The 14,057-nt window shown below is 62.5% G+C and carries 12 protein-coding genes; 6 read left to right on the top strand and 6 right to left on the bottom strand.

The features are described from left to right. Positions 1-1,043: 1,043 nt before the first annotated feature. From AEQ67_RS09030 to AEQ67_RS09055, 6 genes are read left to right on the top strand one after another with little or no spacing between them, the layout of a single operon-like run. Positions 1,044-2,135 (top strand): AMP-binding protein, encoded by a 1,092-nt coding sequence (locus AEQ67_RS09030; protein ID WP_059403537.1) that lies wholly within the window; start codon positions 1,044-1,046, stop codon positions 2,133-2,135. A gap of 9 nt (positions 2,136-2,144) precedes the next feature. Next, a complete protein-coding gene (locus AEQ67_RS09035) occupies positions 2,145-2,945 on the top strand; it encodes an ABC transporter ATP-binding protein (protein ID WP_059403538.1) in 801 nt (266 codons plus the stop codon). A 2-nt stretch (positions 2,946-2,947) separates the two neighbouring features. Beyond that, complete coding sequence (locus AEQ67_RS09040) at positions 2,948-3,829, top strand: branched-chain amino acid ABC transporter permease (protein WP_059403539.1); 882 nt, start codon at positions 2,948-2,950, stop codon at positions 3,827-3,829. 22 nt (positions 3,830-3,851) lie between these two features. After that, positions 3,852-4,919: a branched-chain amino acid ABC transporter permease gene (locus AEQ67_RS09045; RefSeq protein WP_059403540.1), complete on the top strand. Its 1,068-nt coding sequence runs from the start codon at positions 3,852-3,854 to the stop codon at positions 4,917-4,919. A 54-nt stretch (positions 4,920-4,973) separates the two neighbouring features. Continuing rightward, a complete protein-coding gene (locus AEQ67_RS09050; RefSeq protein WP_059403541.1) occupies positions 4,974-6,305 on the top strand; it encodes an ABC transporter substrate-binding protein in 1,332 nt (443 codons plus the stop codon). A 6-nt stretch (positions 6,306-6,311) separates the two neighbouring features. Beyond that, entirely contained in the window at positions 6,312-7,097 is a 786-nt protein-coding gene (locus AEQ67_RS09055) for an ABC transporter ATP-binding protein (protein WP_059403542.1), read from the top strand. Here AEQ67_RS09055 and AEQ67_RS09060 read toward each other — a convergent pair. The 6 genes from AEQ67_RS09060 to AEQ67_RS09085 are packed head-to-tail and all read right to left on the bottom strand — an operon-like array spanning position 7,055 to position 14,055. Then, positions 7,055-7,783, bottom strand: a complete 729-nt coding sequence (locus AEQ67_RS09060) for an NAD(P)H-dependent oxidoreductase (protein ID WP_059403543.1) — start codon at positions 7,781-7,783, stop codon at positions 7,055-7,057. The genes AEQ67_RS09055 and AEQ67_RS09060 overlap by 43 nt on opposite strands. A gap of 35 nt (positions 7,784-7,818) precedes the next feature. Then, complete coding sequence (locus AEQ67_RS09065; RefSeq protein ID WP_059403544.1) at positions 7,819-9,357, bottom strand: acyl-CoA carboxylase subunit beta; 1,539 nt, start codon at positions 9,355-9,357, stop codon at positions 7,819-7,821. Positions 9,358-9,412: 55 nt separating this feature from the next. Further along, the gene (locus tag AEQ67_RS09070; protein ID WP_059403545.1) at positions 9,413-10,597 is read right to left on the bottom strand and encodes a thiolase C-terminal domain-containing protein; all 1,185 of its coding nucleotides are present in this window, start codon (positions 10,595-10,597) and stop codon (positions 9,413-9,415) included. After that, the gene (locus AEQ67_RS09075) at positions 10,594-12,123 is read right to left on the bottom strand and encodes an AMP-binding protein (protein ID WP_059403546.1); all 1,530 of its coding nucleotides are present in this window, start codon (positions 12,121-12,123) and stop codon (positions 10,594-10,596) included. The genes AEQ67_RS09070 and AEQ67_RS09075 overlap by 4 nt, the downstream gene beginning before the upstream one ends. 8 nt (positions 12,124-12,131) lie before the next feature. After that, on the bottom strand, positions 12,132-12,548 hold the full coding sequence (locus AEQ67_RS09080) for a Zn-ribbon domain-containing OB-fold protein (RefSeq protein WP_059403547.1): 417 nt from the start codon (positions 12,546-12,548) through the stop codon (positions 12,132-12,134). A gap of 7 nt (positions 12,549-12,555) precedes the next feature. Continuing rightward, complete coding sequence (locus AEQ67_RS09085; protein WP_059403548.1) at positions 12,556-14,055, bottom strand: hypothetical protein; 1,500 nt, start codon at positions 14,053-14,055, stop codon at positions 12,556-12,558. Between the last annotated feature and the right edge of the window lie 2 nt (positions 14,056-14,057).

The raw sequence follows: 14,057 nt of genomic DNA on the forward strand, positions 1-14,057 counted from the left end.
CAGCTCCGACAGGCACCACGCTGTTGTAGGAGCAAGCTTGCTCGCGAAGCAGGCAATGCGGTCTACCTGCCGGACGCCTTCGCTGGCAAGCCAGCTCCTACAGGCACCGCGCTGTTGTAGGAGCAAGCTTGCTCACGAAGCAGGCGATGCGGTCTACCTGTTGGACGTCTTCTCTGGCAAGCCAGCTCCTACAGGCACCGCGCTGTTGTAGGAGCAAGCTTGCTCGCGAAGCAGGCGATGCGGTCTACCTGCCGGACGCCTTCGCTGGCAAGCCAACTCCTACAGGCACCGCGCTGTTGTAGGAGCAAGCTTGCTCGCGAAACAGGCAATGCGGTCTACCTGCCGGACGCCTTCGCTGGCAAGCCAGCTCCGACAGGCACCACGCTGTTGTAGGAGCAAGCTTGCTCGCGAAACAGGCAATGCGGTCTACCTGCCGGACGCCTTCGCTGGCAAGCCAGCTCCTACAGGCACCGCGCTGTTGTAGGAGCAAGCTTGCTCGCGAAACAGGCAATGCGGTCTACCTGCCGGACGCCTTCGCTGGCAAGCCAGCTCCTACAGGCACCGTGCTGTTGTAGGAGCAAGCTTGCTCGCGAAACAGGCAATGCGGTCTACCTGCCGGACGCCTTCGCTGGCAAGCCAGCTCCTACAGGCACCGCGCTGTTGTAGGAGCAAGCTTGCTCGCGAAACAGGCGATGCGGTCCACCTGCCGGACGCCGTCGCTGGCAAGCCAGCTCCTACAGGCACCGCGCTGTTGTAGGAGCAAGCTTGCTCACGAAGCAGGCAATGCGGTCTACCTGTTGGACGCCTTCGCTGGCAAGCCAGCTCCTACGGGGTTCGTTGGCCAATTTTTTTGGTCGGTCGCCTTTTCGTCATTCGGGTTTGGGCACAAGTGTTCGTGGGGCGACAGAGATTAAGCAAGCTGTGCTCGACTGGAACATGGACTGCCAAACGTTTTAGTCGCAACGCATTGATAGATAAGAATTTGTGTGGTGGCACGGAGACTGCACTGTCTGTTTTCAAACAGCACTCCGAAGGATAGCCACATGATCCAGACACTGCCCCAGGCCTTGTTGCGGCAAGCCGACACCCGAGGTTCGGCCATCGCCCTGCGTTACAAGCGCCTGGGTATCTGGCACGCCCGCAGCTGGAGCGAACTGGCTCAGGATGTCAGCCGTCTCGCTGCGGCATTGCATCAGCTGGGACTCAGCCGTGGTGCGGACTTGTTGATCATCAGCCAGGCACGTTCCGAAGCCCTGTTGCTGGCATTGGCCGCACAGTGGCTGGGTGGCAGCGTCACGTTGCTCGACCCCGAGCTCGATAACCGCCAGCTGTTGGCGAGGTTGCGACCGACCTTTGTCTTGGCTGAAGCGCTGGATGCGGTGCAGCAGGTACGCAGTATCGACAGCCAGCCACGCGTGGTGCTGTACCTGGACGGGCGAGGTGTGAACGCCAGCGAAAATCCTGGGTTGAGCGCGTTTGCCGAATTATCCGTGGGGGTAACGGCTGCCCCTCCAGCGCCTGTCACTGAAACAACGGCCACTGCTTTTGTTTTTCACCCCACGACGGACGCTCCGGCCCAGCGTTTGAGCCACGGACAGTTGCTGGAAGGCGCACGCAAACTGGTGACGCGAGAAGCGCTGAGCGCCAACGAGGAGGCGTTGGCCGCACGGGTGTTTGCCGCCAGCGGCCAGGCGCGCTATCTGCTGGCGCCGTGGCTCAGCGCCGGCTTCTGCCTGAACTTCCCCGAGGCCTTGGCCACACGCGACACCGATCGCCGCGAGCTCGGGCCAACGCTCGTGCTGGGGACCCGCGAATCTTATGCCCGCCTTGAACACTGGGCCCGCGAACGCTTGCCGTTGCCCGGCACGCTCAGTCATCGGTTGTACCGCTGGGCGATGGTGCCGCAGGTGCACGTCTTTCGACGCTGGCTCGGCTACTGGTTGATCCGCCGGCCTTTGCTCGACGTGCTGGGCCTGAGTCGCCTGCGCGTGCCGCTGCTGGTGGGACCGGGACTGACCGAGGAAAGCGCCGAGTTCTTTGCGGCCTTGGGTATTTGCCCCGGCAACTGGCAGGAGCCATCCACCCCGCGGGTCTTGGTCGATGCGCCAAGCCACCTGATTTCTCAATCCGTCTGACGAGCCCCCATGAGTGCAACCACTGAATCCGAATTACTGCGGCTCGATGACATCTCCCTGTCGTTCAAGGGCGTCAAGGCCATTACCTCCATCAGCTTTGCCGTGAAGGCCGGGGAAATCTGCGCGCTGATCGGCCCCAACGGCGCGGGTAAAAGTTCGCTGCTCAACGTGATCAATGGCGTCTACCAGGCCCAGAGCGGCAGTGTCAGCTACGCCGGGCAGACGCGTCGGCGCATGCGTGCGCACCAGGCTGCGCAGCGAGGCATTGCCCGGACTTTTCAAAACATCGCGCTGTTCAAGGGCATGAGCGTGCTCGACAACGTGCTCACCGGCCGCAACCTCAAGCGTCGCAGCAGCTGGCTCGAACAGATGTTGCGCGTGGGCCGTGCGCCTCGCGAGGACGACGAGCAGCGTCGCCACGCCGAAAAAGTCATTGAGTTCCTGCGCATCCATCCCTGGCGTCATGTGCTGGTGGGCAAGCTGCCTTATGGCTTGCAAAAGCGTGTCGAGCTGGCCCGAGCCTTGGCCGCCGAACCGACGTTGCTGTTGCTGGATGAACCCATGGCCGGAATGAATGCAGAGGAGAAGGCTGAGATGAGCCAGTTCATCCGTGACATCAACCGTGAGTTCGGCACCACCGTGGTGCTGATCGAGCACGACATCGGTGTGGTCATGGGCCTGTGTGATCACGTGGTGGTGCTCGATTACGGCCGCAAAATCGGCGATGGCACACCTGAGCAGGTGCGCGCGAACCCCGATGTGATCGCGGCCTATCTGGGCACACGGCGATCTCGCACGGAGCGCCACTGAGCATGGAATTTTTCTTTGAAGTGCTGATTGGCGGGTTGCTCGCCGGCGTCATGTATTCCTTGGTGGCCATCGGTTTCGTACTGATCTACAAGGCCTCCGGCGTCTTCAATTTCGCCCAGGGCGCGATGGTGCTGTTCGCCGCACTGACCTTTGTCAGCCTGCTCGAACGCGGCTTTCCCTTCGTTTGGGCGTTCATCGCGACGCTGGCGAGCATGGTGGTGCTGGCGTTGCTGGTGGAGAAAATGGTCCTGCGGCCCTTGGTCAATCGCCCGCCGATCATCCTGTTCATGGCCACGCTCGGGCTGTCTTACATGATCGAAGGCCTGGCGCAGTTCCTCTGGGGCGCGCAGGTCCACGGCCTGGAATTGGGCATCGCTGATGAACCGCTGGAAATCCGCGGAATGCTGCTCTCGCAGTTCGACCTGTTCGCCGCTGGCACGGCCGCCACGTTGGTGATCGCTTTGTCGCTGCTGTTCAACAAGACCCGGGTCGGCTTGTCCTTGCGCGCCGTTGCCGATGATCCGCTGGCGTCGCTGGCCGTGGGCATTCGCTTGCCACGGATCTGGGCGCTGGTGTGGGCGGTGGCCGGTTTTGTCGGGCTGGTCGCGGGGTTGCTCTGGGGGGCTCGCCTGGGGGTGCAGTTCTCCTTGTCGCTGGTGGTGCTCAAGGCGCTGCCCGTGCTGATCATCGGTGGGTTCTCGTCGATTGGCGGCGCGATTGTGGGTGGGTTGATCATCGGCGCGGCGGAAAAAATTGCCGAGATCTACCTCGGCCCGATCATCGGCAGCGGCATCGAAAACTGGGTGCCTTACGTCCTCGCCTTGCTGTTCCTTTTGGTGCGGCCTGCGGGGTTGTTTGGCGAGCGCGCGATCGAGCGGGTCTGATTTTCTTTCAAGGAGTGCCTCCATGCTCTATCAAGAAGCCGGTCAACTGAGCACCACCTACGCGGCGGAGCGACGCACGTTTCGCTTGCGCCAGGACCGTCTGGGGCTGTGGCTGCTATTGGGCTTTGCCTTCATCGCGGTGCCTTGGCTCGGCAATGACTATTGGTTCAGCGCGATTCTGGTTCCGCTGCTGGTGCTGTCTCTGGCGGGTCTCGGCCTGAACCTGCTGACGGGCTACGCCGGGCAACTCTCGCTGGGTTCGGCGGCGTTCATGGCGGGGGGGGGTTTTTCGGCCTACAACCTGCAATTGCGCGTGCCCGGTTTGCCGTTGCTGCTGAGCTTTGCGCTGGGCGGGGTGATCGCCGCGCTGGTGGCGGTGCTGTTCGGGTTGCCGAGCCTGCGGATCAAGGGTTTTTATCTGCTGGTGGCGACGTTGGCCGCACAGTTCGTCGTGGAATGGGTGTTGACCCGGTTCAGCTGGTTTACCAATGACAACGCGTCCGGCGTCATCACTTCGCCACCGCTGCTGATCGCCGGGCTGGATTTCAGTTCGCCCCGAGGCCGTTACCTGTTGACCTTGGCCGTGGTGGTGGCGCTGTTCTGGCTGGGCAAGAACCTGGTGCGCAGCGAGTTGGGGCGCAACTGGATGGCGGTGCGCGACATGGACACCGCCGCAGCAGTCATCGGCATTCGCCTGTTCAAGGCCAAGTTGCTGGCGTTTGCCATCAGCGGCTTCTACCTCGGCATCGCCGGTTCGCTGTGGGCGTTCGCTTATCTGGGCACGGTGGAACCCCACGGTTTCGATCTCAGCCGCTCATTCCAGGTCTTGTTCATCATCATTATCGGCGGCCTGGGCAGTGTGCTCGGCAACTTTCTTGGCGCGGCGTTCATCGTGCTGTTTCCGATTCTGCTGGCCAATGTCTGCGGGCTGTTGCCCACGGGGCTGATCGATTCCGGGCAGTTGGAAAACATCCAGAAAATGCTGTTCGGCGCACTGATCATCGCCTTCCTGATCAAGGAACCCGAGGGCCTGGCCCGGCTGTGGCAGCGCTTTCGCCAACGGGCACGGGTCTGGCCGTTGCGCTACTGATTGCTTTCATCCCTGACAAAAAAACACATCGATCGACCACGAGGAACCGCCTTTATGACTCACCGCAAACCGCTGCGCCGCCTGGCGTTGTGCCTGGCTTTGCTGACCGCCGGGCTCAGTGCCTGCGCCCAGGCTGCCAACGAACAGTACTTTCCCTTGCAGAGCTATCGGGTCGGGCCTTACGCCGCGGGTGGCACCGGCTTCTTCGGCGGGTTTATCGATTACCTGCAATACATCAACGCCAAGGGCGGGGTAAACGGGGTCAAGCTGACCTGGAGCGAGTGTGAAACCGAGTACGTCGTGGAGAAGGGCGTCGAATGCTACGAGCGTCTCAAAGGGGGGCTCAATGGCGCGCCAGCCGCCGCGACCAATCCGCTGTCGGTGGGCATTGCCTACGCGACACTGGATCGTTCGACGGCCGACAAACTGCCGCTGATCACCATCAACCATGGCCGCACCGATTCCACCGATGGCAGCGTCTTCCCTTATGTGTTTCCGTTGCAGCTCAACCCGTATTCGGAAGTCTCGGCGATCATCAATTACATCGGCCAGCGCGAAGGCGGGGCTGACAAGCTCAAAGGCAAGAAAATCGCCGTGCTCTACCACGGCTCGCCGTATGGCAAGGAAACCAACGGCGTGCTGGAAACCCTGGCAAAAAATGCCGGTTTCGAGCTGACCCTTCTCGAAGTGCCGCACCCCGGCAACGAACAACAATCGCAGTGGCTGAACATTCGTCGGCTCAAGCCTGACTGGGTGATCCTGCGCGGTTGGGGGGTGATGAATCCGGTGGCGCTGAAGTCGGCGCAAAAAGTCGGTTACCCGGCGGATCACATCATCGGCAACATCTGGAGCAACTCGGAAGAAGACGTGGTCCCGGCAGGCGCTGCGGCCAAAGGATTCATCTCGATCACCACCCACCCATCAGGGACCGATTTCCCGGTGCTGCAAGGCATCAAGCAAAACGTGGTGGACGCGGGCAAGGGCAACCTGGCCGACCCGAAACGCTTCGGCACCGTGTACTACAACCTCGGTGTGGTGAACGGCATTCTCAACGTCGAAGCCCTGCGCCTGGCTCAGGAAAAGTACGGCAACAAGCCGCTGACCGGTGAGCAGGTGCGCTGGGGCTTCGAGCACCTGAACCTCGACGATGCACGCTTGCAGGCCTTGGGCGCCAAGGGCCTGGTGCAGCCGTTGAAACTGTCTTGCGCCGACCATGAAGGCGGCGGTGCCGTGCGCTTCCAACAATGGGACGGTCAACGCTGGAACCTGATCAGCGACTGGGTCCAGGCTGATCGCGCGTTGCTGCGGCCAATCATCGAAGCCTCCGCCGCCCAATACGCCAAGGAAAAGGGCATCACCGCGCGCAACTGCAGCCAGGAGCAATAACGTCCGATGAGCCAGAGCCTACACGCCGACCCGCCATTGCTGAGCATGGAGCAGGTCGAAGTTTTCTACGAGCAGTCGATTCTCGCCTTGCGCGGCGTCACGCTGCAGGTCGGCAAGGGGCAGATGGTGGCGTTGCTGGGGGCCAACGGCGCTGGCAAAAGCACCACGCTGAAGGCGATTTCCAGCCTGGTGCGGGCCGAGCGCGGTGAAGTGACCAAGGGCCGAATCCTCTATCAAGGACAGGTGATCACCGATGCCGACCCCGCCAGCCTGGTGCTGGCGGGGCTGGCCCAGGTGCTTGAAGGCCGGCATTGCTTCACCCACCTGACGGTCGAACAGAACCTGCTGATCGGCGGGTTTGTCGGGCGGCCGTCACGCCAGGTGCTGAATCAGCGACTGGAACGCATCTACGGCTACTTCCCCAGGTTGCGCCTGCTACGCAAACGCCTGACCGGCTACACCTCGGGCGGCGAGCAGCAAATGGTCGCCATCGGTCGCGCCCTGATGTCCAAGCCGCGTCTGTTACTGCTGGATGAACCGTCCATGGGCCTGGCGCCGCAAGTGGTCGAAGAAATTTTCGAGATCCTCGCCCGGCTCAATCGCGATGAAGGGTTGAGCCTGCTGGTGGCCGAGCAAAACATCAACCTCGCCCTCGATTATGCGCAGTACGCGTTTGTACTGGAGAACGGTCGAGTGGTGGATGAGGGTTCGGCGGCCGAGTTGGCCGGGCGCGAGGATATTCAGAATTATTATCTCGGGGCGGTCTCTGCCGGGGCGGGTTCCAGCGGATAAAGCCGGTCATCGAACTGACTCAAGCGCGGGAAGCACAGCGGTTGATCCTCGCCGACAGTCTCCAGTCGCTGGCGATAGCGGGTCAGGAAATCCTGACGCGCTTGCGCACTGATGTACGGAACATGCCAACCGACAAAAGGCTGGAGGACGTCCAACCCGACATAGGCCAAAGTCCCGCGCAGGAGCGGGCGCAGCATATCCTCCAACGGACCATGGATGGCGCCCTCGCCGAACATGTGTTCACGCCCGCCCAGCGTCACCGTCACCAGGGCTTTCTTGCCGCTGAGGCCGCCTTGATCGTAGAAGCGTTTGCCGCCATAGCAGATGCCGGACACCAGTACACGATCAATCCAGCCCTTGAGAATGGCCGGGGTCGAGAACCAGTAAATCGGGAAGTTGAGGATCAGCAGGTCCGCCCACAACAGCTTGTCCAGCTCCTGCTGGATATCGCTGGCCAGTGTCTGTTCTTTGCTGCTGCGGCGTTGCTCAAGCGCATAGACCAGGTACTCGGGGTTTTCCCTGGCGCTGAAATCCTCGGCGCTGGCCACCGGGTTCCAGTTCATCTCGTATAAGTCGGAGACCCGGACCTGATGCCCCTGGGATTGCAAGGTCTCGACTGCCTGATCGCGCAGCGCCGCGGTGAAGGATTTTGGTTCGGGGTGGGCATGCACGATTAACACGTTCATGGTGATTCCTTGATCAATGGTTGGCTGGCGGCCGGTTAAAAGTAGGTCGGCCACGTGCGCATTTCATGGCGTCCGACACCGTTATTGATGCCGCGCCATTGAGCCGCCAGGGCGTCGGCCAGAAAGCGCCGGGTTTCCCCCGGTGCGATCACCTCGTGGGTGCCCATCGCGCCGGCCAGGGCAAAGGCCGAGGGGTCTTTTGAATAGTCAGCGCGCAGTTGCTCGTAGCGCTCGGGGTCGGACTCACGTGGCACGTCATGCACCACGCTGACCGCCACAGCTGGGTCGACAAAACTGACATCAGCCGAACACCAGGCGGCCGACTGGTCGCTGTTGCGGCCGCCACCGAAATTCAAGTAGGCCTGACCGAAACTCTTGCGCACGATCACTGAAATCTTCGGCACCGAGCACAGTTGCACCGCATGAATCATGTTCATGATATGGGCCGGCGCGGCGCGTTTCTCGCCTTCGATGCCCACGAGGAAGCCGGGCGTATCGACCAGAAAGACCAGCGGGATGTTGAACGAGTCACACAGTGCGATAAAGCCGCTGGCCTTGCGGCAGGCGTCGGCGTCCAGCGCCCCGCCTTTGAATTGCGGGTTGGAGGCGACGATGCCAACGCTGGCGCCTTCAAGGCGGGCGAGGGCGGTGACCACCGAGCGACCGAAGCGATCCTTGAGGGGGAACAGACTGTCGCGATCGACCAGGGTGGCCAGCAGCTTGCGCATGTCGTAGGTTTTGGTGCGCTCAAGCGGGACGACGGTTTGCGGTCCCGACGCGTCCGGTCGGTCCTCGGGCTCGACGGGCAGAACGGCCGGAGTCTCGTTCGAGTGAGAGGGCAAGTAGCTGAGAAAACGCCGAATGGCGGTCAGCGCTTCCTGGTCATTGTTGACCACCATGTCGGCCAGCCCGGTGATTTCAGAGTGCATGCGCCAGCCACCGAGTTCTTCGGTATCTGACGACTCGCCGATCGCCACTGAAGTGACCTTGGGGCTGGAAACGGCAAGCAGTGCGCCCTTGCGCATCACCGTGAAGTCCGCCAGGCACGAGTACCAACTCGCCGAGCCAAAGCATGGCCCGAGCACCGCACTGACCCACGGAGTCTCGCGGCGCCGGCAATATTGCTGGGCATCCTGTCCGCCACTGGCCATGCTCGCCGCGCCCATGGCGTCCTGCATGCGCTGGCCCGACGATTCGCCGAGGAAGATCAGCGGCATGCCGTTGCGCGTGGCGCATTCCTTCATGTAAGCAATCTTGCGTGCATTGATCCATGAGGACGAGGCGCCTTTCACGGTCATGTCGTTGGACACGACGGCTACCCGGCGCGAATCAATACGGCCAAACCCGGTGATCTTGCCGTCAGCGGGTGTGCTGTCGCGATCCTCGGGGCGGGAGGAGTGAGCGAGCATGCCGATTTCGCTGAACGAATGCGGGTCGAGCAAACCCTCCAGGCGTTCTCGTGCGTTGAGCATGCCGGCGTCACGACGTCTTTGCAGCTTGGCTTCGCCGCCCATTTGCAGGGCGCTCAGGCGGCGTGAATGCAGTTCCTGTTCGGGTGTGTGCTCATCGTTCATCAGTCAGTCTCGTTGGAAAACAGTGTGCGCAGGACGTGCGTGACTTCATCCATCGTCACTCGCCCGCGCCTGTCGCCAGCACCATGGTCATGAAGGCCGACATCAGCAGCCCGCTGGCCTGGACCAGGCAACTGCTGGCGTTGGCGACCTGGCGCTCGCCACATTCACCACGCAACTGGCGCACCGATTCGATCATCAACTGCATGCCGAACTGACCGGAATGGTTGAAGGCCAGTCCACCGCCGGAGGTATTCACCGGCAGTGCGCCACCGGGCGCTGCGATGCCGCTACGCAGGAACGAACCGGCTTGGCCCGGCGCGCAGAAGCCCATGGCTTCGAGCGCGACCAGCACATTGATGGTGAAGGCGTCATAGATCTGCAGCATGCTCAATTCGCTGCGATCGATACCCGACATGCCCAGGGCACGCTTGGCGCAACCGGCGATTGCGCCGTGGTCGAGCCAGTCGGTCGGGCCCAGCGGCGTCACGTGATGCAGATAAGTATCAGCGAAGCCGCGAATGAACACGGGGGGCTTCGCCAGCGTGCGGGCGGGTTCGGCTGTGGTCAGGATCAATGCACCGGCACCGTCACTGACCAGGCAGATATCGGCCTTGCGCAAGGGGTCCGAGATCAGCGGTGAAGCCAGGTACTCCTCCATCGTCAGCGGTTTGCGCAGCGTCGCCTGCGGGTTCAATTGCGCCCAGCGCCGCGCATTGATTGCCACTTCGCCAAGGTCCTCGGCGCTCGCCTGATAGCGATGCACATACTGCTGCGCGAGCATCGCGTACCAACTGATCGGGCTGAGTACACCGTAAGGCGCGACGAACTGGCCGGATGGCGAACGCGGGTCGCTGATCCCCCCGCCACGGTGGCGGCTGTGATCCAGTCGCTGGGTGCTGCCGTAGGTGACCAGCGCCACCGAGCACAAGCCGGCATCGATCGCCGCCATGGCATGGATCAAGTGAGTGAGCGGCGAGCCACCGCCCACCACCGTGCTGTCGACGTAACGTGGCGTGATGCCCAGGTACTCGCTCACCAGCAGCGCATTGGCGCGGTCGTCCCAGTGGGCAAATACCCCATCGACATCGGCCAGCGTCAGCCCGGCATCCAGCAGCGCGTCACGGGCGGATCGGCATTGCAGCGACAGCGCAGTGTCACCCGGCTGCGCCTTGCCAAGCCCGGCCTCGCCGACGCCGACAATGGCGTAGCGGCCCGCCAGGCGCGAAGGATCGTGGGTCATGCTTGCGGCTCCTGCGCGATGAGCTGCGCACGCACGTCTTTCTTCAACACCTTGCCCACAGGGCTGCGCGGCAGGCTTTCCCAGAACAGCACCTGTTTCGGTGTTTTCAGGCTGCCGAGTTTGTCGCGGCAGGTGGCGATGAATTCCTCGGCAGTCGCGCGGGTGCCAGCCTTGAGCTCGATGACGGCGATGACTTTCTCGCCCCAGTCGGCATCAGGCAACCCGACCACCGCGCAATCCATTACCGCTGGATGCGCCCAGATCACCTGCTCGATTTCGCTCGGGTAGATGTTGAAACCGCCGGAGATGATCATGTCCTTGGTGCGATCGACGATGTACAGGTAACCCGCTTCGTCGAACACACCGATGTCACCGGTGTGGTGCCAGCCGAAACGGCGTGCTTCGGCGTTGGCTTGCGGATTGTCGTAGTAACCCGGCGCGACCAGCTCGCCACGGGCGACGATTTCTCCGCGTTCGCCGGACTCGACGAATCGACCTTCTTCATCCATCAATGCCACTTCGCAGGCCCCGGTGGGGCGACCGGCGGAACCCAGGTGCTTGCCGTCACGCATGTGATCTTCGCGGGTCAGCACGGTAATGACCCCCGGCACTTCGGATTGGCCGTAGGCCTGCATGAACACCGGTCCCCACAACGCGATGCCTTCGCGCAGTTTGTCCACCGACATCGGCGCGGCGCCATAGATCACGTATTCCAGCGACGAGCAGTCGCGTGTCCTGGCATCCGGGTGCGACAGCAGTCGGTAGATCAGGGTCGGGGGCAGAAACAGGTGGGTGATGCGTTCCCGCTCGATGGTTTCCAGCACCACGCCCGGATCGGCGGATGGCGCGATCACGTTACGCGTGCCGAAACTCGACAGCGCCATGGCGGTTGCGCCTGCGGCGTGGGTCAACGGTGCGACGACCAGATGCGCCGGGCTTTTGGCCGGTGGCATGAACTGGTTGCTGATGCGGTAGCAGGCGAGCAGCGCACGATGGCTTTGCATGATCGCTTTCGGCCGGCCAGTGGTGCCCCCTGAGGATTTGATCAGGGCGGTGTCGTCGAGCGAGTTGCGCACGGTGCAGCGCTGGCCGGCGTGTTCGCGGCACCAATTGGCAATGCTCAGGCCGGCGATGGGCTCATCCAGGCCTATCACGGTTGTCAGCGTCGGCACGCCCGCGCGGATGCGCTCGGCATGCTCGGCGTACTGGGAATGCAGGACCAGCACGGACAGTTGGGTGAATTTCATGAACCAGATCAGGCTGTCGATCGAGTCACGGGCGTTGAGGGGCACGAACGTAGCCCCTGCGCGCAAGGCGCCCAGCATGGCGACGAAGCTCAACGGATGATTGGGCGCCAACACGCCCACATGGGGCGATCGAAAGCGCAGCAAGGTCAAGGCGTGACCGATAGCGTGGGAATCGGCCTGCACTTGGGCATAAGAGAGGCTGAAACCTGCACCTTGCAGGCAGGCGTTATCCGGGTGGCGATCCGCGCCGGCATCGAAGTGGTCGGTAATCATTTCCATGGTGGCGGCTAATCCAAAAGAGTGAACTGGGGCAGCGTGCAAGACTCGCTGACGGACTCGAAACAGACGCTGACGCGGGCGCCGATGGCGACGCTCTCAAGGTCGACATCCAGAATGTTGGCTACCAGACGCACACCTTCATCGAGGTCGATCAGCGCGACGACATAAGGCAGCCGCGACTCGAAGGCCGGGGAGGGCGCGATCCGGCAGACCGTGTAGGTGTAGATGCGCCCATGACCGCTGGCATTGACCCATTCAATGCTGTCGGACAGGCAGCCAATGCAAAACGCCCGTGGGTAAAACTGGCAGTGACCGCAGCTGCTGCAGCGCTGGATCACCAGTCGTTGCTGCTGGGCGGCCGCCCAATAGGCGGCCGTTTCAGCAGTGGGTTGCGGCAGTGGCCGTGCAAAGAGGGGAGTCGACATGGCAGCCTCAGCGAGTACGCAATTCAAAACCGGCCGTGGCGATATGCACATGGCGTTGTTCCGGGAGCCTGGCCAGGCCGGCGATGAGTTCACTCAGCGGACGACGCACACTGAACGTATCGTCGACCACCGTCGGAACCAGCCCGGTGATTTTTTCATCGCCGTACATCGCGCGCAGCAGCAGTTCATCATCCGACAGGCCGGGATAGCGGCGACGCAACTCAGGCACTCTTGGCGCCAGCACCGGTGGTTCAATCGCGATCTCACGCGACCCGTTGGCCAGTACGCGATCCTTGACGTCGGGATCGACCGGCAGCGGCAGGGCGCCGAAATAGCCGCACACGTACTTTTTCACCTCATCCGGCACCACCTTGTAACGCTCGCCGCTGAGTACGTTCATCACCGCTTGCGCAGCGATCATCGCGGGGAACGGCGTGGCCATCACGGGCGAGCCCAGTTCCACGCGGATGCGGCCGATCTCCTCGAGCACCACCGGCAGCTTGTCGGCGATGCCCGCCAGCTGTAGCTGCGATTGCAGATTGGACATGGCGCCGCCGGCGTATTGGGTGACGAAGTGAGCCGGGTCGTATTCCGCCGGGACACCCACGGGGAAGCCGTTCTCTTCGGCGATTCCGGCGAGGTAATCGCCGACCTCATCAGCCGCGCGGTCATCGAAACTGACCTCGAAACCGATCTCGCGCAGGTTGCGCGCCAGCATCTGTGCCGACGGCCCGGCATTGCCGTTGGCCAGCGGATCGATTGAACACAGCAAACGGTCGGCACCGTGCACGGCTGCTTCCAGCGCCACCAGTGAACCGGTTGCGTTCAGGCAGTGAGTGAGCACTTCGAGCGGTCGATCACCGATCACCGCCTTGATCGCCGGCACAATGCTGCGTACCTGCTCCACGGTAAGGCTGCCGCCGGCGTCGCCGAAGGTAAAGGCGTCAATGTCGAAGCGTTCGATGGCCTCGCGCGCCTTGGCGGCGTAGAACGGCGCGTCGTAGCCTGGGGCCAGGTTGTAAATCATCGCGAGGTTGGTGGTGGCGCCGAGGCGCTTGGCCGTAGTGATTGCCGGCACCAGGTTATCCCAGCAATGCAGGGAGTCGAGGAAGCCGATATCCCGCGCACCATTGGCGACCAGACGTTCGACGTACAACTCGCTGAGGTCGTCCGGCTCGGGGTAGAAGCTGCGCAGCATGTTACTGCGCACGATGCCACGCAGCGGCGTGCGACGGATGCGCTCGGACAGCAGGCGCAACCGCTCCAGCGGGCTCTGATTGAGGAACAGCACACTGGCGTCGAACTGCACCAGCGCAATGGCTTCTATCGCATCAAATCCCAAGGCATCCAGGCGTTCGGCCATCGGCAGCATGTGCTCGGTGCGCATGCGGGTTGCCCACAGGCACTGGTGCGCATCGCGCAGGGTGGCATCGACCAGCTGGATACGGCGACGTTTGCCGGTGCGGGCGAACTCCGCGTTCACTTTTTCACGTAGTTGATTCAGCACAT

It is taken from the genome of Pseudomonas sp. RIT-PI-q (assembly GCF_001297125.1).
Taxonomy (GTDB): domain Bacteria; phylum Pseudomonadota; class Gammaproteobacteria; order Pseudomonadales; family Pseudomonadaceae; genus Aquipseudomonas.